The 22,073-nt window shown below is 50.0% G+C and carries 24 protein-coding genes and 1 riboswitch; of the genes, 8 read left to right on the top strand and 16 right to left on the bottom strand.

Features of this window, described 5'->3' with window-relative positions; genetic code table 11:
• Nucleotides 1-7: 7 nt before the first annotated feature.
• The 8 genes from ACYQ2L_RS15840 to ACYQ2L_RS15805 all read right to left on the bottom strand — a co-directional run bounded on the left by ACYQ2L_RS15840 (nucleotide 8) and on the right by ACYQ2L_RS15805 (nucleotide 5,516).
• Nucleotides 8-607 (bottom strand): hypothetical protein, encoded by a 600-nt coding sequence (locus ACYQ2L_RS15840; RefSeq protein ID WP_460057772.1) that lies wholly within the window; start codon nucleotides 605-607, stop codon nucleotides 8-10.
• Between the two features lies 1 nt (nucleotide 608).
• Nucleotides 609-1,232, bottom strand: coding sequence for a hypothetical protein (locus ACYQ2L_RS15835; protein WP_460057769.1), 624 nt, complete (start codon nucleotides 1,230-1,232; stop codon nucleotides 609-611).
• The gene (locus tag ACYQ2L_RS15830) at nucleotides 1,210-2,412 is read right to left on the bottom strand and encodes a hypothetical protein (protein WP_460057767.1); all 1,203 of its coding nucleotides are present in this window, start codon (nucleotides 2,410-2,412) and stop codon (nucleotides 1,210-1,212) included. Before ACYQ2L_RS15830 ends, ACYQ2L_RS15835 begins: the two co-directional genes overlap by 23 nt.
• A 69-nt stretch (nucleotides 2,413-2,481) precedes the next feature.
• The gene (locus ACYQ2L_RS15825) at nucleotides 2,482-3,609 is read right to left on the bottom strand and encodes a hypothetical protein (protein WP_460057765.1); all 1,128 of its coding nucleotides are present in this window, start codon (nucleotides 3,607-3,609) and stop codon (nucleotides 2,482-2,484) included.
• A 279-nt stretch (nucleotides 3,610-3,888) separates the two neighbouring features.
• A complete protein-coding gene (locus ACYQ2L_RS15820) occupies nucleotides 3,889-4,494 on the bottom strand; it encodes a hypothetical protein (protein WP_460057763.1) in 606 nt (201 codons plus the stop codon).
• On the bottom strand, nucleotides 4,491-4,874 hold the full coding sequence (locus ACYQ2L_RS15815; RefSeq protein WP_460057761.1) for a nucleotidyltransferase domain-containing protein: 384 nt from the start codon (nucleotides 4,872-4,874) through the stop codon (nucleotides 4,491-4,493). Before ACYQ2L_RS15815 ends, ACYQ2L_RS15820 begins: the two co-directional genes overlap by 4 nt.
• 38 nt (nucleotides 4,875-4,912) lie before the next feature.
• Nucleotides 4,913-5,284, bottom strand: coding sequence for a type II toxin-antitoxin system VapC family toxin (locus ACYQ2L_RS15810; protein ID WP_460057758.1), 372 nt, complete (start codon nucleotides 5,282-5,284; stop codon nucleotides 4,913-4,915).
• Entirely contained in the window at nucleotides 5,274-5,516 is a 243-nt protein-coding gene (locus tag ACYQ2L_RS15805) for a type II toxin-antitoxin system Phd/YefM family antitoxin (protein WP_460057756.1), read from the bottom strand. The genes ACYQ2L_RS15810 and ACYQ2L_RS15805 overlap by 11 nt, the downstream gene beginning before the upstream one ends.
• Nucleotides 5,517-5,674: 158 nt before the next feature.
• Here ACYQ2L_RS15805 and ACYQ2L_RS15800 point away from each other — a divergent pair, with 158 nt between their 5' ends.
• Together ACYQ2L_RS15800 and ACYQ2L_RS15795 are read left to right on the top strand one after the other, a co-directional pair.
• Nucleotides 5,675-5,902, top strand: a complete 228-nt coding sequence (locus tag ACYQ2L_RS15800; RefSeq protein WP_460057754.1) for a type II toxin-antitoxin system Phd/YefM family antitoxin — start codon at nucleotides 5,675-5,677, stop codon at nucleotides 5,900-5,902.
• Nucleotides 5,902-6,282, top strand: a complete 381-nt coding sequence (locus ACYQ2L_RS15795; protein WP_460057752.1) for a type II toxin-antitoxin system VapC family toxin — start codon at nucleotides 5,902-5,904, stop codon at nucleotides 6,280-6,282. The genes ACYQ2L_RS15800 and ACYQ2L_RS15795 overlap by 1 nt, the downstream gene beginning before the upstream one ends.
• Before the next feature lie 43 nt (nucleotides 6,283-6,325).
• Here ACYQ2L_RS15795 and ACYQ2L_RS15790 read toward each other — a convergent pair whose 3' ends face one another.
• On the bottom strand, nucleotides 6,326-6,925 hold the full coding sequence (locus tag ACYQ2L_RS15790; RefSeq protein WP_460057750.1) for an HD domain-containing protein: 600 nt from the start codon (nucleotides 6,923-6,925) through the stop codon (nucleotides 6,326-6,328).
• Nucleotides 6,926-7,065: 140 nt separating this feature from the next.
• On the opposite strand from ACYQ2L_RS15790, the gene trhO reads away from it, so the two are divergent.
• Entirely contained in the window at nucleotides 7,066-8,010 is a 945-nt protein-coding gene (gene trhO, locus ACYQ2L_RS15785) for an oxygen-dependent tRNA uridine(34) hydroxylase TrhO (protein WP_460057748.1), read from the top strand.
• A 51-nt stretch (nucleotides 8,011-8,061) separates the two neighbouring features.
• Nucleotides 8,062-10,317 (top strand): SulP family inorganic anion transporter, encoded by a 2,256-nt coding sequence (locus tag ACYQ2L_RS15780; RefSeq protein ID WP_460057746.1) that lies wholly within the window; start codon nucleotides 8,062-8,064, stop codon nucleotides 10,315-10,317.
• On the opposite strand, the gene ACYQ2L_RS15775 is transcribed toward ACYQ2L_RS15780, so the two are convergent.
• Entirely contained in the window at nucleotides 10,314-11,075 is a 762-nt protein-coding gene (locus ACYQ2L_RS15775) for an alpha/beta fold hydrolase (RefSeq protein ID WP_460057744.1), read from the bottom strand. The genes ACYQ2L_RS15780 and ACYQ2L_RS15775 overlap by 4 nt on opposite strands.
• A 201-nt stretch (nucleotides 11,076-11,276) precedes the next feature.
• Here ACYQ2L_RS15775 and ACYQ2L_RS15770 point away from each other — a divergent pair, with 201 nt between their 5' ends.
• Together ACYQ2L_RS15770 and ACYQ2L_RS15765 are read left to right on the top strand one after the other, a co-directional pair.
• The gene (locus ACYQ2L_RS15770) at nucleotides 11,277-11,648 is read left to right on the top strand and encodes a helix-turn-helix domain-containing protein (protein ID WP_460057742.1); all 372 of its coding nucleotides are present in this window, start codon (nucleotides 11,277-11,279) and stop codon (nucleotides 11,646-11,648) included.
• Nucleotides 11,649-11,698: 50 nt separating this feature from the next.
• On the top strand, nucleotides 11,699-13,243 hold the full coding sequence (locus ACYQ2L_RS15765; RefSeq protein WP_460057739.1) for an ankyrin repeat domain-containing protein: 1,545 nt from the start codon (nucleotides 11,699-11,701) through the stop codon (nucleotides 13,241-13,243).
• Here the strand turns inward: ACYQ2L_RS15765 and ACYQ2L_RS15760 are convergent.
• The 3 genes from ACYQ2L_RS15760 to ACYQ2L_RS15750 are packed head-to-tail and all read right to left on the bottom strand — an operon-like array spanning nucleotide 13,216 to nucleotide 16,879.
• Entirely contained in the window at nucleotides 13,216-14,163 is a 948-nt protein-coding gene (locus ACYQ2L_RS15760) for an ABC transporter ATP-binding protein (protein WP_460057737.1), read from the bottom strand. The two genes, ACYQ2L_RS15765 and ACYQ2L_RS15760, sit on opposite strands and share 28 nt — an antisense overlap.
• Nucleotides 14,160-15,830 (bottom strand): ABC transporter permease, encoded by a 1,671-nt coding sequence (locus ACYQ2L_RS15755; RefSeq protein WP_460057735.1) that lies wholly within the window; start codon nucleotides 15,828-15,830, stop codon nucleotides 14,160-14,162. Before ACYQ2L_RS15755 ends, ACYQ2L_RS15760 begins: the two co-directional genes overlap by 4 nt.
• A complete protein-coding gene (locus ACYQ2L_RS15750) occupies nucleotides 15,809-16,879 on the bottom strand; it encodes a thiamine ABC transporter substrate-binding protein (protein WP_460057733.1) in 1,071 nt (356 codons plus the stop codon). The genes ACYQ2L_RS15755 and ACYQ2L_RS15750 overlap by 22 nt, the downstream gene beginning before the upstream one ends.
• A gap of 95 nt (nucleotides 16,880-16,974) precedes the next feature.
• A riboswitch (TPP riboswitch) is annotated at nucleotides 16,975-17,089 on the bottom strand.
• Between the two features lie 117 nt (nucleotides 17,090-17,206).
• Between ACYQ2L_RS15750 and thpR the strand changes: the two genes are divergently transcribed.
• The gene (gene thpR, locus ACYQ2L_RS15745; RefSeq protein WP_460057731.1) at nucleotides 17,207-17,848 is read left to right on the top strand and encodes an RNA 2',3'-cyclic phosphodiesterase; all 642 of its coding nucleotides are present in this window, start codon (nucleotides 17,207-17,209) and stop codon (nucleotides 17,846-17,848) included.
• Nucleotides 17,849-17,859: 11 nt separating this feature from the next.
• On the opposite strand, the gene ACYQ2L_RS15740 is transcribed toward thpR, so the two are convergent.
• Entirely contained in the window at nucleotides 17,860-18,585 is a 726-nt protein-coding gene (locus ACYQ2L_RS15740; RefSeq protein ID WP_460057729.1) for a hypothetical protein, read from the bottom strand.
• Nucleotides 18,586-18,665: 80 nt separating this feature from the next.
• Between ACYQ2L_RS15740 and ACYQ2L_RS15735 the strand changes: the two genes are divergently transcribed.
• Nucleotides 18,666-19,514, top strand: a complete 849-nt coding sequence (locus tag ACYQ2L_RS15735; RefSeq protein WP_460057727.1) for a UTP--glucose-1-phosphate uridylyltransferase — start codon at nucleotides 18,666-18,668, stop codon at nucleotides 19,512-19,514.
• 30 nt (nucleotides 19,515-19,544) lie between these two features.
• Here the strand turns inward: ACYQ2L_RS15735 and ACYQ2L_RS15730 are convergent, their stop codons facing one another.
• Nucleotides 19,545-21,065 (bottom strand): MATE family efflux transporter, encoded by a 1,521-nt coding sequence (locus ACYQ2L_RS15730; protein WP_460057725.1) that lies wholly within the window; start codon nucleotides 21,063-21,065, stop codon nucleotides 19,545-19,547.
• Between the two features lie 16 nt (nucleotides 21,066-21,081).
• On the bottom strand, nucleotides 21,082-22,011 hold the full coding sequence (locus ACYQ2L_RS15725) for a glycosyltransferase family 2 protein (RefSeq protein ID WP_460057723.1): 930 nt from the start codon (nucleotides 22,009-22,011) through the stop codon (nucleotides 21,082-21,084).
• Nucleotides 22,012-22,073: the final 62 nt, after the last annotated feature.

Here is a 22,073-nt window from a genome sequence, read left to right as displayed (position 1 = left end):
AGCTGTATCACCAGGTCCAGCCAGTGGTCAGGCTGAGGTCCAGAGGAAAAAAGCCGGCACCGACTGAGGTCGAGAGACTGATGTACCTCCGCTCCCAGGGTCTCCATGTCCAGGTGGCACCTATCCTGCTCATCCAGAATTCAGTAACTACCTCGTCCCTGTTTGATACCCAGGCTCGGCGACCGAAACCGACAGCAACACCGGTTTCTGCATTATCTCCGATTTGAAAAAAAACATTGGCCGAAAATGGAACAAGGTACATACTGAATACCGCTTCCGGGCTTCTTCGCCATCTAATAGAGGGATACAGATCCATGTTTCCGGCTGTCGCAGGAGCAGATACCTGTAACAAACTACTCGATTCCAGACCGAAGCCGATACCGGAATCAGTCCAGTACATTCCTTCCACTATAAGCGGCAACAGGACTGCAGGAGCACCAAGCATAAAATTGAGAACCAGCATGCTCCCTGCGGAGACCACTACTCCTCCGACTGAAGCCCCGACACCGTGATCAATCCGGGGTTCCCGATTCTCGGCGAAGGCTGAAAAAGAAAACGCCATAAACAGCACAAGCACCATAGGCCTGCGTACAAATCCATACTTCATATTAAAACTCCATTCCCAGACTGAAAGATGATCTAATCAGGCTCATACCACCAGCGCCTGCACTGATTCTGGCATACCAGCCGTCCCAGAAACTCCAGGTCCAGGCCAGTTCGACAGCTGCCGCCGGGTTATGAAGCTGAAACCCCTGCAGGCTGTGGTTCGGATCTGTACTCCAGCGCCAGAGGCCAAGGCCTCCATACAACACACCTCCAACATGATCGTAGGCACCAGCAGCGAAACCCGGGTACAGGACAATACTGGGGCCTGAAGCCCCGTTTCGCTGAGCAGACAGAAAGCGCCAGCGATACCCTGCACTTGCTTCAAATCCGTAGTAGACTCCTCTGTGCCAGCCAAACCACTGTGTTGTCTCTACAGAGATTGACGAATCTCGACCAAGATAGACATCCGCTTCCAGATACAGTGGAAAAACTGGAGGCATCGGAGAACCCGGGAAGACTGTGTATACAAAACCAAAAGCACCAATCAGTGACTGGCCCAGTCCTGCACTGAAAACTGGCGCGTGACTGTCTGCTGCTGGATTATTCTCCGGTGCAAATGCTGCAACTATGCTCCCTGATAGCAGAAACAGGCAGACGAGCAGCTTAGTATATCCTGATAGTTTCATTGTAGAGTTTCTCCATTGCAGAAAGATCATATACGTGCAATTCGAAAATTTCAGGAAGGGATAAATCATACATGTATAATATGTCACCATCGAGCTTGGTATACGGAAAAAAAACAAACCCACCAAGGATATCACTGCCCTCAATATATTCGAATACACCGGTTTCCGGAAAATACAGATACAAACTGCGCTCTTCATAGTCCTTCTCTGCCATGATATACAGAGAATCATCAGGAGAGAAACCTAAAATAGTCAAATGGGTATCAGGATCCCAGTCGGAAATAACGTCGAACGATAGTTCCTGCGTGCCAAGGTTGTACTGAACCAATATAGGCTCGCTGTTGTAACGAACATATTGATCCAATTCATCATCCCAGATCATATTGTGATTCGCTGCATAGTATAGAATACCATTACGCTCAAATATTTGCGAAGTTGAATACCGACCGGAAATATACTCTTTATCACCATGCCGATACAGCTCGATCAGACTCTGGTCTGACATATTAAACTGGAATACAATGGTATATAGATCCCCCGATTCAGTGACACCATCTACATCCATGAAATAGCTGCTGAGTTCCGGCACATACATAATGTTATTCCAGTAGCCGTTGCCAGAAAGGTAGAATGGATCTCCGACGAGTGTCTCTGTTTCAGTATCCCATATTCCTACCGGACAACCCTGCTCTGTTAGTATGTTATACCATATCAGCAAAAGGCCATCCTTACTGACAGGGCTCAGTGACCCAGGTGGTAGATCAAAATCAATAGGCTCCTCAATTTCACCACTACGTGGATCGAATTTGAATATCTGCCGTAGCCAGTCCGCTGCTATATAATACATATCACGCTGGGGTGAATACTGGAAATGATAGTCCAGCTGCGCATCTCCTCCTGTAAACATCTGACGGTTTACTATTTGCCGGCTTTCCCAGTCATACGCCACAAAAAAGAAACTTCCATTAGGATTTTCCCGCATCCAGGGCAGGGTCATAGCCCGTTCAATTTCTGCATCGGAAGCCAGTGAAGGGACTAATCTCGCTCGAATGACAAGTGGGTCATTCAGGTGATCAAAAGGAACAGCATCCGGTCTCCTGAGCTGCGGAATGTGATCACAACAGGAAACCAGAAAAATTGTACATACTATTAGAGTCATATATATATATCGTTTATTCATTACTACTCCAGATTACTACTTAATTCTATGCGGCAGAGGGGTTGGAACTCTGCCACCTTCCATCAGCTTTTACAGATGGGAATCAGAAAAAACAACTCGGGTTCCACTATGGTTCATAATAGAAACCGGTGATGCCCAAGGTGAAGATGGAGACAGGTTATAACCCTGCTGTTGCCAGGCTCTCCATACCAGCTGACTACAGTAAAAAGCATCGGTTGTCCATTTATTTGGAATAATCCAGTTAAAAGGTTTTCCGATTTGGGCTATTGCATAATTTCCAGCCGAATTGTGTTTGCTGGTACTTGCTTCAGTATAAACATACCCCGAGTTAGCCCAGTTCCAGACCCATTTCCGCTCACCGACTCTCAAAGCGGTAACACCACGAACTGTACGACCATGTCTGTCACTATTCAGCCACAGCTCAAACCGTTCATACTGCACCCCATCGGAAAGCCCTTCCCATCTGTTATCGGGCCATGCACTGACTGCAATATTTGCAGAGTCAGATATGCTATTGCTTATACTATTACGACTCATTATTGACGCATGTCCGCCTATGGCTACTACAGAACTACTCGAACTGCTTGAACTACCATCGCTGATAGTAGTGAGCACCCTACCTTTTCTATAGTTGTTTATAATCCCGTTACGAATTCGTAACTGTCGAGCCCTTCTTTGATCAGCTGTTGCCCTATGTACCGTTCGGTCCTGTACTGCATCCAGTCGTCTGGCAAGTTCATCTGAACGCTGTTCCATTTCTTCCACGAAAAAGCGTTCAAAATCTGCATAACTGACATCAGCACTCCGGGCACTTCGCTCAAGGGCGGCTTCCATACTGTCATTATTGACGGCTGTATGCTCAGCGAGGCCAGGGACAGTGTCATGCTTTGCCCTGAGATCCTCAACTGTTGCCTCTGCCCAGACAGAAATAAATATATTCTGTTCTTCAGGAGTCAAGGCATAGAAATCTACCGGATTTCCATCGGTATCCACTATAGGCTCGGCATCGAACAGCCGATCCTGCACTTCATCTGCTGACCCGGCGCTGCGAGCTGTGCGACTGCGTACAAATACCCTGTCGATCTCAAGCATATTGGCTACATAGCGCTCAGCTTCTGTAAGACCATCTGCCGCTGAGCCTTCATTCTGTCCATTGAAATCTTCAGGTGACATCCCGAGATTACATCCAGATACCATTATCGTAATCAGGATAATCAAAAACAGACCTATCCTTAGGCTTGATTTGATTTGATTTGATTTGATTTGATTTGATTTGATTTGATTTGATTTGATTTGATTCAAAACTACTCCTCCAATGTGTCTAAAAAATACAATTACGATTACCAACCCCATTCGTAATCAAAATGAAGTATATCCAGAGAAGTTCAACTGTCAAGAATTTTAATAAAAATTTAAATTAACTTGCGAGGCGCAATGTGGTCATTGCTCAGGCAGGTTCTGTAACACAAAGAATAGTCATCGATGATGTGTTCGGATTTGCAGTCTGACCCAGGGATAATCTCTTGTCATTAGGTAGGAATCCTCTCGTTCTATCCATTCACGCCGAATTGCTTGCTGTTCTACCTCTGCCCAAGCGCGTTCGAGTTCGTCATCTGTCAGCTCGATAATTCTCTCATACAAAGACTCTGACAAACGATAGCTTTCCCTCAACTGCTGACGCATTGTTACGGATTGATAACTGTGTACTCTGACATGACCCAGCATAAGCGCATATTCCCTGTGCAATAACTCAAGTGCCTCTGCCAGCTTGTCATCGTCAAGCAGCAGATTTGCGTTTCCACTCGAAAAAGACAGAAGAAGCACCCCGTATTCCAGATGTTTCTGCAAAAAAAACACAATTTCGGAAACATCAATCTGAGGACTGGATAAAAGATTTAACTCAAGTGCTCCCTGCTCCTGGAGCATCTCCAGATTATTGATAAGTTCACCTGTCAATGGACGCATTGGCTCGTGATAATTCGGTTGATCTGCTTCTGTAGATGCACAAGCGGACACTATCAACAAAGATACACAGAATGCAGTAAACAACATCACCTGTTTCAAGATGGAAGTATTCTTCATGATTCCTCCTGTCTGAGCTGATCCCGGTTCTCCGCAAGTACAGTGCCGTTTCTCCGTACGAAACCTGCGAAGGCAGCGGGAACATCCTGCAGATTCACAAGGTCAACTTTCTTCCTGCTGCATTCGACCATTGGGTAGATCGTCATAAGATCTCCGGCTTCTATGGCCAGATCAATATCACTGCTGGAATGGTAATTGCGCCAGATTTCGTAGGTCGAACCAAAGCCCCATACTCTCATAGCCTCTGGGTACTTCTCAAGAATATTCCTTGCAAGCTGTCGCCCTTCCGACTGGGCTTCACTTCGCTGTCGGGCGAGCGAAATCCTCTCCTGCTCGTTCCGGGCGAGAATGCGTTTTGCAGCTATAGAAGGATCTACCATAGATTCATTATTACCATGATTCCGGTGCTTCAGCTACTCTACCAGACAGCGAAGCTGCAGTTATTCCGGATGGTGGTATCCCTGGTAAGCAGGCGTTCAGCAGCTGCCTGGGCGTATGCGCTTATCATGCGGTCAAAAGGATCTCTGGTCCATCCGTATCCAGCTGCGATATGAGCTGCTTCCATTGCTCTATGACCGGATTGCTGCAGCCCGATATCCGAGGAAAGATCCTGAATGATGTTGTGTGAGTTGTAACGGATATGCTGTATTTCATACAGATACTGTAGCTCCAGCACGCACATTGGTGAGACAATGAGCGGCTCGGTTTCCAGCAGTTGCCTTCCAAGCTGACTGAATTCAGTTAGTTTGCCGGCATGGAGAAACACCACGGCGTGAGTATCAAGAAACACTATCGGCATCCAATTCTGACCATGTATCTGTCCAGTCAATCTGTAACAGGCTTTCTGGATCTCCAATTATCGTATCACGTTTTTTAAGACAGGAGAGTTTGCTCACCGGCGCATCAGCACTTATACGAACAATACGGCCACGACGCTCCAATTCGACAGATTCACCGGTTTCAAGCACATGATCCAGGTAACGGGCCAGATGTGTACGGAGATCAGTTGCCGTAGTTTTCATAACAATCTCCTGTATATAAACGTAATAAACGTACGTACATGAGTCAAATCAGGGATCACTATATTACTCAAGGCTTCTTCTGGCAGCCCCCTGATGGATTACCGTTGCTATATATAGATCGCTTGAAAGTAGTCATTTTTATGGTTATAATATACTCTATGACTACTTCAAAGAGCTATCTGAAGGCAAAGTTGCTGGAAGTGTTACGGCAGATGGAATCAAGCCATGAGGAAGTAATTGTGACGGATCATAATCGACCTGTTGCTGTGATTCAACCGTACAGTGCAGGGCGTAGTGTGGATGAGTTGTTTGCTTCTTTCCGTGGAAAGCTGGTTGTTCATGCTGATCTCACTGAACCAATTAGTGAGGATTGGGAGAATATCTGATGCTGGTTCTGGATACCTGTGCGTTATTATGGTTCTGCTTTGATCCGGGGTCACTCAGTGAACCTGCTGCAGCGGCGATTTCCGAGGCGGATACACTGCTGGTCTCCAGTATTTCCTTTTGGGAGATTGCTATCAAGGAAAAACGGGGGCAGATTTCCCTGCCCATGGATATTGATTTGTATGTAAAGATGCTGGAGCAGGCCGAGAATGTCCGGATTGTGCCGGTTGATACCGGTCAATGGATACGGTCTGCGCATCTGAAATGGGAACATCGAGATCCAGCAGACAGGTGCATCACGGCTCTGGCGCAGCTCTATCGAGCTGGTCTTGTTACGGCTGACAGGCGAATGCGTGATTGGTATGGCGCTGCTGTGTGGTAGCGCTTAAGTACCCGTACTATCGCAGCTGATCCCTACACTGAATTCAAGCCAGCTTCTGCTGCTCGTCGATGACAAACTGGATCAGTTCCTCCAGGGGAATGCCGACCCGTTCTGCGGCATCGCTTATTTCCTCCCGGCTGACCTGGGCTGCGAAGGAGCTTTCTTTCAGCTTCTTTTTGACTGATTTCACCTTCATGCCTTCATAGCCTTCGGGGCGGACCAGTGATACGGCGTGAATGAATCCGGATAATTCATCGAGGGCGTAGATCAAGTGATCGAGACGACTTACTGGTTCAACCCCGAAATGGCTGGGGCCGTGACTGGCTATGGCATGCAGGAGGTCGGGATCCCATGACTGCTGCTCACCGTAGGAAATAATTCTGGCGCAGTGTTCGTCGGGCCATTGGTCCCAGTCGGCATCGTGCAGGAGGCCAGCGGCTTCCCACAGATTTTGCTGTGATTCATCGAGGCCTTCACGCAGGGCCCAGGCCCGCAGCAGGTGGCCGAGCTGCTCCATGTGCAGTCTGAGCTTATCGTTTTTCACCCAGTTATCCAGCAAGGCGGCTATGGTTTCGCGGCTTGGGATATTTCCGGTATTGGCGGGGTCGCCAAAGATCTGTCGGTTTAGATTGAGTTTTGACATACAGGCTCCTCCTGTTTATCATAATGGGCCTGATTCTGATTGTCCACGCTTGAGATTCAGCATGTTCACATTCTACCTCTTTCACTGCTTTCGGCGGCGGCAATTGACTGATCGGGCTGTTTCTGTATTTATTAGTAAATATGTCGGGAATAAACAATAAGATTGAGTGGCAGATTGCCGCAACATACAAATTTTTTACACAGGAAAATCCAGAGCAGCATATAGAGGGGCTCAGGAAAGAGGCTGATCAACTGGGCATCCGGGGGATTTTTGTTCTGGCCGGAGAGGGTCTGAATACAACCAGCGCAGCCCCTGACCGGCAGCGTCTTGATGCCTGGATCCAGCACCTCGAACGGCGATTCGAGATCAGCCTGGAATGCAAGTACTCGGAGTCGGCAAAAACTCCATTCAGGCGGCTGGCACTGAAGCTGCGGCCGGAGATCTGCACAACCGGAAATACCCGGCTTGTGGTTGATGAAAGTCTGAACAATCACCTGAGTCCTGCCGAGTGGGACAGAATGATAGCGGAGGAGGATCCCATACTGATCGATACCCGCAACGATTATGAGTACGAGCTGGGAACCTTCCGTAATGCCCTGAATCCTCACACCGGGGCCTTCAGCGAGTTCTTTGACCGGGTAGATGAAATGAATATTCCTGCCGATAAGCCGATTCTGATTTTCTGCACTGGCGGGATCCGCTGTCACAAAGGTATATATGAGCTGCAGCGCCGGGGATATCGCAATGTGTACCAGCTCCAGGGTGGTATCCTTAATTACCTGAAGGAACGTTCGGACGGCGACAGTAACTGGCAGGGATCCTGCTTTGTATTTGACCACCGTGTGGCGGTCGGAGACGATCTGCGACCGGTTGAAGGAATAGGACTTTGCACGCATTGCGGGAATCCTGCTGGCACAATGATCGACTGCCAGCGTTGTGACGGCAGAGCCTATGTCTGTGATAATTGCCGTGCTGACAGCATAAAAGGGCTTACCTGTTCCAAGGACTGTGCGAACCACTGGGCTGAGCGTCCAGGTCAGCGGAGCCGACGCAGGAAATCCGGTGAATTTGCTCACAGGATGTAACCGGAACCTGCGTGCTTGTCATTGCAGGCTGTTGCGTGATTGAATCCCTGTATGAAGCTTCCTGAAATATTCAATTTCCATAACCTCAAGGGCGCGCGCGGCCGGATACTGCAGGAAGTTATGGCCGGAACAACGGTGGCCAGCATTGCACTTCCGCTGGCGCTGGCCTTTGGAGTGACAGCCTTCGGGCCGCTGGGGCCAGCTTATGGAGCGCTTGGCGCCGCTGCTGGCCTGACAGGAGCAGTGCTCACTGGTTTTTTCGCTTCAATGTTTGGCGGCTGCAAGCCCCAGATCAGTGGCCCTACCGGTCCGATGTCTATGGCCATCCGCGGTGCGGCGACAGCCTTACTTGCCAGTCCTCTAATTGCGGCTCTTCCTGCTGAACAGATACCGGCTGCAGTAATCCTGCTGTTCTCTCTGAGCGCAGTGCTTGGCGGTATTGTTCAGTTGATTATGGCCTGGAGCCGTCTGGGCAATCTCGTGCGTGGAATTCCCTACCCTGTTGTGGCTGGTTTCATGAACGGGGTCTCTGTTCTTATTGTTCTCAACCAGCTGCTACCTGCCATGGGCTGGATGCATCAGCCTGATTTCAATGAATTTTTTATCCTCCCCTGGCCGAGGGAGCACCTGCCGGCACTGATCTCAGGTCTCGCGGCGGCTGGAATCATGCTGCTGACACCTCGCTTTACCAAAAAGATACCAGCGCCCCTTGCCGCGCTTATTCTGGGCACTGCAGTTTATTACGCTGCAGCAGCCCTGATTGAACCCGAGCTGATGGTAATCGCTGCAAACCCGTACCTGGTCGGCACGGTTCCAGGAGGCTTCCCCTTACCGAGACTGCTCATGAACATCCGCAGCTGGCTTCCCCTGGCAGTTCAGCCGGGAATTGCAGGCATTATTCTGCAGCAGGGATTGGTGCTCGGTATGCTTGGTATAATCGACACCCTGCTGACATCTGTGATTGCAGACCTGAAAACCGGGGAGCGTCATAACAGTACCCACGAGCTTCTTGGACAGGGTATCGGCAATATTGTCGCCGGCTGTTTCACTGCGCTGCCCGGTGCAGGAGCCACCGTTCGTACCCTGGCCAATATTGATGCTGGAGGCCGGACGGGTGTATCCGGTATGTTTCATTCCCTGATTCTGCTGGCTTCACTCCTCATTCTGGGACCCTTTGTCCGGGGAATCCCCCTACCGGTTCTGGCAGCATTAATGGTAGTACTGGGATTCAGGATGGTCGATTACTGGAGCTTCGAGCTTCTGAAGAAACGCTCCGCACATAGCGATTCCCTGGTGCTGTGGCTGGTTACCGCCGTTACGGTTGCGGCAGATCTGATAGTTGCCTTGAGCACAGGTTTGATTCTGGCTGCCTTTCTGTTTGTCAGGCGGCAGACGGAGCTCGGTGCCGGACTTCAATCAAGTGACCGAAGATACCTGAAATCCCGGGTAATCCGCAGTGAAACCGATGAGGCTGTCCTGGCTGACAACGGTCGGGATATCCGCATAGTCCAACTCAACGGCAGTCTGTTTTTCGGAAGTGCGGACGATATTATAGGCAGACTGGAGCAGCAGCTTGGAGGAGCCCGGATTGCTGTCCTGGATATTCACGGGCTCATGAATCTGGATCTGACTGGCGGCCGCATGCTGATCGATTTTATAGACCGTCTTCAGAAAAACGGAGTTTCCCTGTATATCGGCGGCTGGAGTGTTGCAAAGCAGGCTGGACAGTTTCTCGAGGAGCTTGGTATGCGTAATGTTCTCGATGCCGAGCGTCTGCTACCCGATGGTGACATTGCACTTGAACAGGCAGAGGCCGAATGTCTTGAAGGCTGCGGACACTGCAGCGATCATATACTTCCGGAAGATCTTGATTTTATGGCCGCGCTTACTGCCGATGAACGAAGCGAGCTTCTCGCTCTCTTCAGGCATCGCAGTCTTGAACCCGGAGAAATTCTCTACCAGGCAAAAGAACAAGGCAATGAAATCGCCTTTATTCTCAGTGGAATTATAGAGATCAGCGGCAGTCTGTATGAAGACGGAATCAGCAGTCACCGGGCTGCAGCCTATGGAACCGGCCAGCATGTCGGCCTTACCTCCTGGCTGGAGAGGCGGGAGCACAGCTACACTTCAAGCGCACTCGGGAAGGTACAGTTAGCCTGCCTGGATGGTGAGAAACTGAGAGACCTGCTTGAGCAGCGTCCTTCGCTCGGCATGCATCTAATGCAGATATGGGCCCGGCAGCTGGCCGGTAGAATCAGGCGTTCATGGGAACGCGAGATTCACAACAGTATGATGGCCGACATCTAGGAACTGGTTTCGAGAAATCGGTTCAGTGCTTTCGATGTTTGATCCAGGTGACTTGAGTGAAGCCAATGTTCAGCTTCTTCAATACAGACAAGTTCAATTTCCGGAAACAAGCTCTGAAAAAGTTTTTCATGCTGATCGGGCTGCACATATGTTGATTCACTTCCGTATATGCAGCAGGCCGGGCCAGGGAAAGGATCGGCATCCCAGGGCAAATCCCAACCGCGGATTTCCTCGTATTGATCGATAATGCTTTCCACTGGAATTCGCCAGATTGTCTGTGTACTGTCGTAATTCTTGAGGAGGAATCCCCGGACTATGGAATCGCTGATACTGGATCCAAGGTAGCGGTCAGCCTCCTTTCGGCTGCCGGGTTTCAAGCGGGAGATCTCACGCATGGCATACAGAATTCCGAGGTGTTTTTCCGGATATGTGACTGGTGCAATATCAAGAACAGCGAGAGAAGCGACCTGCTCGGGGTGGCGAAGGGCCGTCATCATAGCGGCTTTCCCCCCCATGGAGTGACCAACAAAAATCGCGGGTTCAGTGAGGGAAAGCCCATCAACAAGAATATCGCTGATTGTTTCATAGCTGAGATCAGCACTTTCAGAACTCTTCCCGTGACCAGGAAGATCTGCAAGTATAGCCTTGAATCCGGCTGGCAGACGGCGGGCCAGTCCCAGCAGATTTTCACCTGAACCGAACAAGCCATGCAGAAATACTACCGGCCTGCCCTGCCCGATTATATGTGTATGAATCATGATTTCACGGTCCTTTAATTCGTTCTGTATTTCGGCCTTAATCCGCTTAAAGATACTGAGATCCAGGATTCAGGGCAATTTAATGAACTCAGCAAGTTCGACCGATTAAATAGATACAAAAGTCTATCTTTAGGCTCTGATAAGTCCATAAAAAGCACACTTGTACCACTTTTCTCACCTGCTGTACTCCGAGGAGCTAGTATGGACGATTTTTTACACCGGCTCGAAATGCTTATGAGCAAAAAACGCTGGACAAGAAAGCAGCTTGCCATTGAGGCAGAAATCAATCAATCGACAATTCAGGCATATTGGTCCAAGAAGCGGTATCCAAAAGCAGTGGATCTCGTAAGAATCGCCGGTATCCTGGACACCACAGCAGAGTATCTGATAACCGGAACCAACCCTTCCCTGCACCAGAGTTTTTCTCCGGAGATTATTACTATCGCCGAACAGCTAGAAACCCTCAGCAAGGAGGAACTGCTGGAATTCCGTGGTTTCCTGAGAACCTATTTCATGATGCACTTCAGGAGGAATCTGGATCACCCCCTGCGGGTTGCTGAAAAACCTGAATAAACTGGCATTTAGAAGTCTGTACTACTACAATTTATTGTGAGGAGTACAGCATGGAACATGAAGGCAAGCGCTTCTTCATCTGCTGCCAGTCAGGCTCCCCGGAGGAAATTGCCCGCGAACTGGAGCAGGGCTCTCCGGTAGATCTGACAGGTAGAAACAAATGGACACCGCTCATGTATGCTGCTGCCTCAAACCCCAGTCCGGCAGCAGTTAAGGTGCTCCTTGAAGCAGGAGCCTTTATTGATGCCCGTGACAAGGAAGGCGACACAGCCCTCATGCTTGCAGCAGCTCATAACCATGAATCTTCGGTTATCCAGGAACTGCTACGTTGGAACGCAGAACTCACCCTGAAAAATCATGATGGCTGGAATGCCCTTATGTATGCAGCATTTCAGAATCCAAATCCTCAGATAATCCGATCTTTACTCGAGCCACTTTCACATAGAGAACAGATCGAGCTGGTAAATGAAGTATTTGAACAAGGAAGAACCCCGCTGATGAATGCCGCGGGAAATAATCCGAATCCAGAGGTTGTATCCGAACTGATCCGTTTTGGCGCAGATCTTCACAAGCATGATGATATAGGTTGGACAGCGCGCATGCATGCTGCATATGATAACAGCTGTGAATCAGTGCTTGAACTCCTTCTCGACAATCCGGAACCGATAGACCGACAGGACCACCGGGGATGCTCAGCCCTGATGCTGGCTGCCAACAACAACATCAGCAGCAGTGTCTGTGTCAGACTGCTCGCCGCCGGAGCGGACACAAGCGTATGTGACCGTGAGGGTTTCAGTGTCCTGCATCATGCCGCTTCCTATAATGCCAATACGGACATTATGGCAGTGCTTCTTACCGCAGGGGCAGATCCTGCTGCAGTGACCAGCAAAGGCATGACCTGCCTGATGGCGGCGGCTGCCTACAACCCTGATCCGAAGATCTGCAGAATTTTGCTCCAGACTGGTATCGGCATAAACCTCACAGACAACGAGGGTCGCAGTGCCTTGCACTATGCAGCCTCAAGCAGCAACAATGAGGCAATACTCAAGCTGCTTCTTGAGGAAGGAGCAGATCCAGGCCTGATTGATTCACAGGGTAGAACAGCCCTGATTCTGGCGGCAACACGGGCCAACCTTCCTGGAGCCGTTCAGATTCTACTGGAGTACGGCTCTCCCTATATGATCTGCGATTATGAAGGCCTGACTGCCCTGATGGCTGCCGCAATGTATCAATCACGACTTTCATCGGTGGCAGCACTGCTCAATGCTGGTTCCGATCCCAATCTCAGGGATAAAAAAGGCCGTCATTCACTAATTCATGCGGTACAGTGGAACGGCAAGGAGGAAATCATTGCTACCCTGATTCAAGCCGGTGCCGATGTCAACCTCCAGGATAAGGATGGAAAAACAGCTCTCATGCATGCCGCTGAAAATCTCCAGATTGATGCGGGACCTGTTATCCATTTACTGCTGATCAGTGATGCTGATCCAGAAATACGTGACTCCCGCGGTATGAGTGCGCTCGACTACGCAATGAAGAATACTTTTCTTGCAGAAAGCAGTGCGTATCAGGTACTGCGGGACACTATTCTCTGAGAAGCAGTACACCAGAGTTGCTCGCCTTCGAAAAACTCCTCCATGCATGATGCAGTAAGTAAGCCGTAGTCCGATTCCAGATCAAATTCATAGACAGCCCCGTGATAATGTCGCTGACTGATCCTTACCCTGAACGCACTGTCACTGGAATAATCCCGGGATAAATGCAGCTGTTCGGGGCGATACAATTGCCTCTCCCCGGATGGAAAGGGCAGATAATTTGCCTTGCCCAGAAATCTGGCGGTATATTCACTTACGGGATTAAGATACAGTTCTCTGGGACTGCCAACCTCAAGAATCGCACCATCCTTCATTATAACGATTCTGTCAGAAATCGAGAGGGCTTCGCTCTGGCTGTGCGTTACAAAGATCATGGGGATCTGCAGTTCCCGCTGAATTCTCCGGATATGGCGGCGAAGTTCATCCCGCCGCTCGGTATCTACCGCCGAAAATGGCTCATCGAGCAGGAGGGCCTGCGGTCTGGGAGCCAGGGCTCTGGCCAGGGCTACCCTCTGCTGTTCACCACCTGAGAGAGTCTGAACAGATCTCCCTCCGAATCCGGAGAGTCCAACCAGTTCCAGCAGTTCTGACACCCTCGGTCCATGTTCTGTTTTAGCCATTCCCTGTGCCCTCAGACCATAGGCTATGTTTCGGGCAACATCCAGATGCGGAAACAGAGTGTAATCCTGAAAAACCAGACCAAGACAGCGTTTCTGCGGGGGCAGATGAGATACATCCTGCCCGTTCAGCAGAATACTACCGCTGTCCATTTCCTCAAAGCCAGCAATAATCCGAAGACTGGTGGTCTTCCCGCTTCCACTTGAACCGAGCAGACTGACGATCTCATTAGATTCTACATGGAAATCAGTCTGCAGAAAAAAATCATCATAGCGTCTGGTAATATTACATATCTCGATCATAAACCTTGCTCCTCCCTGCGATACGAGCTGACGTCGATTCCCCAGAAGCATAGCAGAACTATTACGATATAGAGCACGCCGAGTGCAAGGGCGGCATCAAAGCTCTGAAAACCTATCAGACGGTACAACGCAACCGGAAATGTCACCAGATTTCCTCTGGCTATCGTCAGCACAGCGGTAAAATCAGCCAGACTGAGGGCGAAAGCCAGTATATAGCCATTCACAAGCGAACGTCTGAGCACCGGAATATCCAGTGTAAACAACCTGAACAGCCAGCCGGCCCCGACACTCTGGGCTGCCTCGGTATAGTTCCGCGGAAAATCCTCCAGTGCTGTACGGAAGAGGCGGAAAACCATCGGGAATCCCATAACGGACTGGGTCAAAGCGATTATCGCAAACTCCGGCATTCTTCCAAGCCAGATTATCCGCATACCCAGACTGAAGGTCACGCTGGAAATAGCCAGGGGGAGCATGAGGGCGGCATCCAGCGTTCGCGAGCTGCGTCCGCGCATCAGTCGGGCTGCAGTATATGCAAGCAGACAGCACAGCAAGGCTGCCGCAGAAGCCAGAAGCAGACTGTTCACGAATAGCTCCGCAGGGCTTGCTCTCATGATCTCTGCCAGATCACGGTCACCAAGGCGCCCTCCGCCGAGCAATGCCCTGAATGCGGCCAGACTCCAGCTCCCGCCAGGCCGGAAGGCCCGGATGAGCAGGGTCAACAAAGGAGAGAAAAACACCGTTCCTATAAAAGCCCAGTAGCTTATGCAGGAAATTCGCAGTCCACTACCGAGTTGTTCCCAGCTTCGGACCAGAAAGCGTCTGCCACGCGGCTGCAGATGATAACGCCCGGCAAACTGCAGAATGAATAATACCAGACCGGTTATGAGAATCTGCACCAATGACAACAAGGCAGCCCCACCGAGATTTAATCCCTGAAACATTTCCTGATAGATGCGCACTTCCAGGGTACTGTATCGGACACCACCGAAGATCAGCACGATTCCGAAACTGACGAAGCAGTACAGGAAGATTATGGAGAGAGCCGAGACAATCGATGGCATGAGCAGCGGAAGGTCTATCCGAAGCAGCCGTACAGCAGTGCTTTCTCCCAGCGATCGGGAAACCTCGATATACCTTCGATCAACAGCCAGCCATCCCGATGAAATCATTCTTAAAGCAACCGAGATATTGAACAGAACATGGGCCAGAATTATTCCGAATGGGGAGTAAACCAGAGAGATATCAGCAGAAAACAGACGGCTGAGGAAGCCCGCCCTTCCATACATGCTGATAATGGCGAGTACGATAATCAGGCTCGGCAGTACAAACGGCAGTAAAGTCAGGCTCTGAATTGCACGTTTACCTGGAAAGCTGCTGTGACTCAGAAACCACGCTCCGGGCAATGCCAGCAGCACACTGATTACAGCAGATGCAGCTGCCTGGATCAGGGAAAAGCGAATGCTTCCCAGCACTGCAGGACGCCGCAGCTGGGAAAGCAGTTCGATAAGCGCACTACTGCCTCCACGATACCAGGTGTCAGCCACCCCTGCCCCGAGTACTGCCAGTAGTGGCGGTACAAGCAGAAAGAGAAACAGCGCACCCGTCAAATGAGGGGCGCGCCTGGATATGTTCATGCGCAGGAATCCTAACGCATTACGTCTTCCCATTCGTTTAACCACCTGGAAATATTATCGCCTACATAGGCTGGATCCAGCCTCAATGGCCGTGTTACTTCTTCTGTTTCGAGAAATGCTTCAGGAAGCTGAACCCCTGGATGTACCGGGTACATTATCTGACTCAGCGGTATAAGCTCCTGGAATTCCTCACTGAGAATATAATCAATGAGACGTTCAGCATTCAGTCGGTTTGCTGCACCATGTACGATCCCGGCGATCTCGATCTGCATATATGCAGCGCCGTCCATAAGCAGGGATTCATAGCGGTCTGTTTCCTCGAAATGCCGGTGATACGCAGGACTGGTCTCATAGCTGACTACCATAGCCGCCTCACCCTGTGTATACAGACCGTAACCGTCAGACCATCCGCTGGTCACCGTGAGAACATTAGGTTTCATTTCTTTCCAGAAATCGAGGTATCCATCTTCACCGAACTCTGCAATTGTATAGAGCAGAAAATTGCGACCAGGTGAGCTGGTAGCCGGATTCAGCATAATGAATGAATTTCGGTAGGCAGGATCGGTCAGATCACTCCAGCTTGCAGGGCCCTCGGGCAGCTGCTCGCGGTCCACATTGATCGAGATATAACCATAATCAAAAGGAACAGCATAGTAATCAGAATCAATCAGCAGGTCATCGCGAACCAGCTGCATATTCTGCGGCTCATATGCCTCAAGCATGCTCTCCTGCATGAGACGGGGAAGATAACTCTCATCCAGCCCGATTACCACATCCGCCTGCGGAGCCCGCCGCTCAAGATAGAGCTGGGTAAATACCGCCCCGGTATCACCGATTCTCTGCAGATCAACGCTGACACCATATGTATCTTCCATATGTGCACTTATCGCCCGGCGTAGCGTGCCTGGAATAGAGTCATAACTGTAAATTACCAGAGAGTCGGTTTCTACCCGGCGCTCCTGCACCGGTGCAAAAGCCGGCTCTTCAGGACGTCCGCCCGCGCTTACAGAAACCGCGGTAAAAAAAGAAAGTACAATAAGTACCAGAAAACCAGAAAGAACAGATCGTGTATGAAACTTCATTCAGATCCCCCCATAGCAAAATAGTATCGGGTTATGAGATCATCCAATGAGGCTGATAGAAAGGTGTGTATATGCGTGGAAACGCATGCAGCGACGTGCAAAAACAGCATATTTCCTCCGCCGGCATTACCCGGATCAGGTTCAAGGGTATGATCTCAGCCGCCTCGGGACAACAACGTTGTCTCTTGAGCAGCACCCCTACATGGCAAGCTATCAGAATACAAAAGAACAATCAAGAACGGCTGGGACGGAGTTTGGCACCAGTAAAGAATACAGCGGATATCTGAAAGTCTTTATTATAGAACAGTTTTCAGCCTATACTGGGGCATGGCAAAAACGAGACAGGAACATGAAACCCCGCGGCTTTTCATTGCACTTGCCCTGCCTGCAGAACTGCAGGATCACCTGAGGCTGCTGCAGAAAAGATTGAAATCAATCGCTCCATCGGATGTTTTCCGCTGGGTTCAGCCCGGCAACACCCACATTACCCTACATTTTCTGGGAGATACAGATCGCAGTCTGATTCCTGAATTGATTGCCGTCATGCAGCGTGCCATACTCAGTGAGCAGACAGAGCAGAAATCAGGCAGAATCCGTTGTCAGCTTGGTGGACTGGGCTACTTTCCGGAAAAAGGGAATCCCAGGGTCTGCTGGATCGGATTCAATGAGCTGCTGCAGAAGCAGAGCCATGAGCTTCATCCCAGAGGCAGAACCCTGTTCACTGCACTGGAACAGGAACTGCTACTCAACGGGTTCCAGAGCGCAAGCCCCAGATACACGCCCCATATAACTCTCGGGTATCGACGCCGCGGCAGTGATAATAAGGAGGTCGCTACAGTTACCGGGAAATGGAGAAATGAAGCCAATATCCGCGGCCTGGCTTTCAGCCTTTCAGAGCTGGTACTTTACGAGAGTAAAACCACGGATCAGGGGCGGCAGCATATTCCGCTGATGAAAATCACTGTCTAAAAAATCACTCCCTATTGTTCAAACTGCAGCGAGAACTCGTATGGCCTCCGCGCGAGAACAAGATCGATCACCGGAACGCGGAATACAACTGCTGAACCATCAACGCTTCCACCGCGCTGGCTGATAATCGTTCCATCAGGAACAAGTCGAATCATAATTTCTGCACGCTCAATAACCCGGGCAATCGGAGTACTCCCCTCATACTCCTCCAGTGCCCATGACAGATATTCAATGTAGTCAGCACGGGTCAAACCATCGCCAGGAGGAAGCAGATATTCTACAATCGGTGTTTCGCCGATTGGTGAAAGCCGCAGAAATCTCGGAATATCTTCCCTGCCAAAGCGGATATGCATTGTTGACCGCGCACCTGCCCGATCAAAAAAGATAATCTCCGGCACATCCATACGCTCGTCACGCATGAGCTGCTCGACATCCTGAAGTCGCATATCTGCAAACAGATGCCCCGGACTGTCCGATCTCAACTCAAGCAGCTCTATGCCTTGATATCCGGTGAGCACATCCTCAATTTCAGCCAGATCAAAGATCTCTTCCGTTTCCCCTCCGCTTAGATCCCGGTAGTATTCCATAAATACCCGGTCAAGATTGATTTCGAGCTGCAGACGGCCTGAACCATCTATTGTCAGATCCATGTCCTGCCGAACAGTACAAGCTGAAAAAACCAGAATACTTGCTATAAAAATGCTGAACAGGATCAGCGAGCACTTTATTTTACCCATAAAAGAAATGTATCTCGCGTATGAGCATCCGTCAATGCCGGCAATTGGCAATCAAAAGCGTCTGTGCTAAGCTCCGGAGCATGAAAGGTGTAATATTAGCAGGGGGATACGGGACCCGCTTCCTCCCGGTGACCAAGACAATACCGAAGGAAATGCTTCCACTCATTGATAAACCGTCAATTGCATTCATCGTCGAAGAATTTGCTGCAGCAGGAATCAGTGAAGTACTGATTATCAGCTCACGGCGGAAACACAGTATGGAGAATTTCTTTGACCGTGAGGTTGAACTTGAAGAAATTTTCACCAGAGAAGGTCGGACCGAGCTGCTGGACAAGATCGCACCCAGCAAAATGAAGGTCTACTTTACCCGGCAGCAGGAAATGAGAGGCACCGGCCATGCGCTGATGCAGGCAGAAACCTTCGTCGGAAACTCGCCGTTTATTGTCGCCTACCCCGACGATCTTCACTTCGGTGACAAACCGCTTTCAGTTCAGCTTGTCGAGACCTATCATCAGACCGGGAAAACTGTTCTGGCAGGACTTGATAACCCTCCTAACCTGGAGCGTTACGGGGTTCTGGCTCTTGAAAAAGACGGGCTGCACGTTCATGATATTGTTGAAAAACCACTCCCCGGCACAGAACCCAGTACGATTGCTTCAATAGGTCGATATCTGTATACACCGGAGCTCTTCGGTTTTCTGAACGAAGGCTGGGAAAAACATGCCGAAAGAACACCGGAAAAAGAATACTACCACGTTTATGCGCTAAACCAGCTCATGCAGCGTGGCCGTGTCGTTCATCACATTATTGAAGGACAGCGGCTTGATACCGGAGCGCCTCCCGGATTCCTGGAAGCTACCCTGCACTATGCAGCACGTACTCCGGAACTTGCAAAAATCATCAGGGATTTCGCAGCCGGCATGAAGTAGAGGCAAGAAGGAAGTATGCGGGCAGACGAACTATGATCTGTCCGCATCTCCATCGTCTGAATCTGAATCTGACTCAACACATCCGCAATCTTCACAACTGCAGTACTCCAGATCCTCAGCAACCCGTATGCCCGATGCAGTCGCCCCGGCGGGATAAATACTGTGTGGATAATGGTCAGTTTCAACCTCATCTGAACCAGTATCTGCTCTTGAAACCAACACCTTTTTCGTCCAGGCTTTGCTGCGCCAGCGCAGCAGCATAATTATACCCCGAAGGAACTCATCCATGGCAACACCGGCCCACACTCCGGCCACACCAAGCCCCATCCGTATACCCAGCGTATGTCCACCAAGGACCCCAACACCCCACATGGAAATCATACCGATAAATACCGGAAAGCGGACATCCGCAGCACCCTTGAGTGCATGAATTATAATGAGATTGGAAGCCCGACCGATTTCGACAAAGATAGATATCAGCATAAGGCGTGAAGCAAGCTGTATTATGAGCGGATCCGAAGTAAAAACTCCGAAAATCTGGGTCTTGAATAGATTGGCAAGCAACACCAGGGTAATGGAGCAGGACACACCGCTCAGATAATAGGTATAGACCTTGCGGTAAGCCTTATCTATCTGACCTGCACCAAGCATGTGCCCGACATGTATCTGCGCCGAAGCCGCTATGGCGAGAGCCGCAACAAATACAAAACGCATAATGGTAGAGTTATAGACCCAGGCAGACATAGCGGCAGTCCCAAGCGTGGAGGCCATGTTCATGAGGAGAATCTGGGCAATGTTGTAGGCAAGGCCTTCACCGGCCGAAGGAAGCCCCACCGAGATAATTCTCTGCAGATGGATTTTCGGCATGAGCCGCAGCCGCTTGAAATCGACCTTTATTTCACCGCGGTGCTTCAATCTATATGCAAAGATAAAACAAACCATTGCCTGACTGAATACTGTTGCCGAGGCAACTCCTGCTACTCCGCTGACTGGAATGTTTATGAAACCCAAAGCCAGTCCGCGCACTGCAATCCAGTTACCCACAACATTAATCAGGTTACCTGTCATATTGACAGCCATTGTTTCCCGTGAATGACCACAGGTTCGCAGAATATTGGACTGAACTACATTAAAAGCCAGGAACATGGAACCGGCACCGAATATCCGCATGTACTGCAAGGCAAAATCATGCACATGAGGATCCAGGGTGTAGAACGAAAGAATCAGGGGTGCAGAGAAAAACATCAGCAGACTCATGGCTGTGCCGAAAACGGCTGCCAGAGCGAGACTCATGGTGCCGATGTCGGAAGCCTCGTGATAACGCCTGGCACCGAGGGTCTGTGCAAGGATAATACCAGCCCCGGTTCCAACCATGCTGTATATAAGCATCAGAAACATCGAGAACTGATTTGCAAGACCTACTGCGGCAACGGCACCGTCAGAATACATACTGAGCATAAAAACATCGACACTGGAGAGTGCCATCCGCAGAAAGTTTTCAATAAGAAGCGGCCAGACCAGTTTGCGCATGGAAATTGTTGAATGTTTCATAATAATGGCTCAGATGTTAATTTCTATCTGCAACTATTTCAAGCAGGCAGCGGCAACAGTCAGCAAGTTTTAGATTTCCCCGTTTTTCTGCTCCGCGTTCAAAAACCTCAAGCTTTCGCTGCAGTTCCTGCAAGGCAAGTGCATGTTTGCGCGGCTGGAGGCTGAAATCAGCAGCTCTCCCGGGATCGGACAGAAGCTCCGGCAGTCCTGGAGGAGCTGGCAGCTCTTCATGAATCCCGCAGAAATCCAGAAGCGCTCGAATACGGAAATATTCAATTACACCAAACTGTTCTGACAGCTGCGGACCATGTCCTGCCCTCTTTTCTATCAAGGCCTGGTCGATATACTGAACGTGAGTATGCAGGCATAGATGCAGCCACAGCTCATAGTCCTCGGCGACCGGCAGATCCTCCCTGAAACCCCGCTCAACAAGAAGATTCCGGCTGAGTAAAACAGTAGAGGGTCCGATTGTGCACTTTATCAGGGCATCCGGAAACACATCCCCTTCCCGTTTATGATTCTGACCCTTCTGACTGATTTCCCTGCCGTTTCTGTTCCAGCGTTCCCGCGTATGAATCAAAACAGACCCCGAATCTGGCTGCTTTCTGTCGAAATCAAGAAGCGCAAGCTGCTGTTCAAGCTTGTGCGGCATCCATAGATCATCACTGTCAAGAAATGCAACAAGATCGCCTGAGGCCTCGGTCACTCCAATGTTCCGAGCGCGTCCGGGCATTCCACTGTGTCCTGATTCAATAAGTCTGATTTTATTCGAGTTCTGCAGGGGCTCGAGCCGCTCGAGCGTTGCATCAGTTGAACCGTCATCAACCACCAGCACTTCATCCGGAGGAATTGTCTGTGCAAAAACAGAATCCAGAGCCTGCATAAGCAAGGCTTCCCGGTTATAGGTCGGGATGATTACAGATACACTGTGACTCGATCGTTTCATACCCCACTGTAGCAGAAAGAAAAAAAAACTTCTGCAAGCTTTTTTGCAATTTCCTCTGCATT

It is taken from the genome of Spirochaeta dissipatitropha (assembly GCF_054657935.1).
This window is presented reverse-complemented; position numbering and strand designations above follow the sequence as displayed.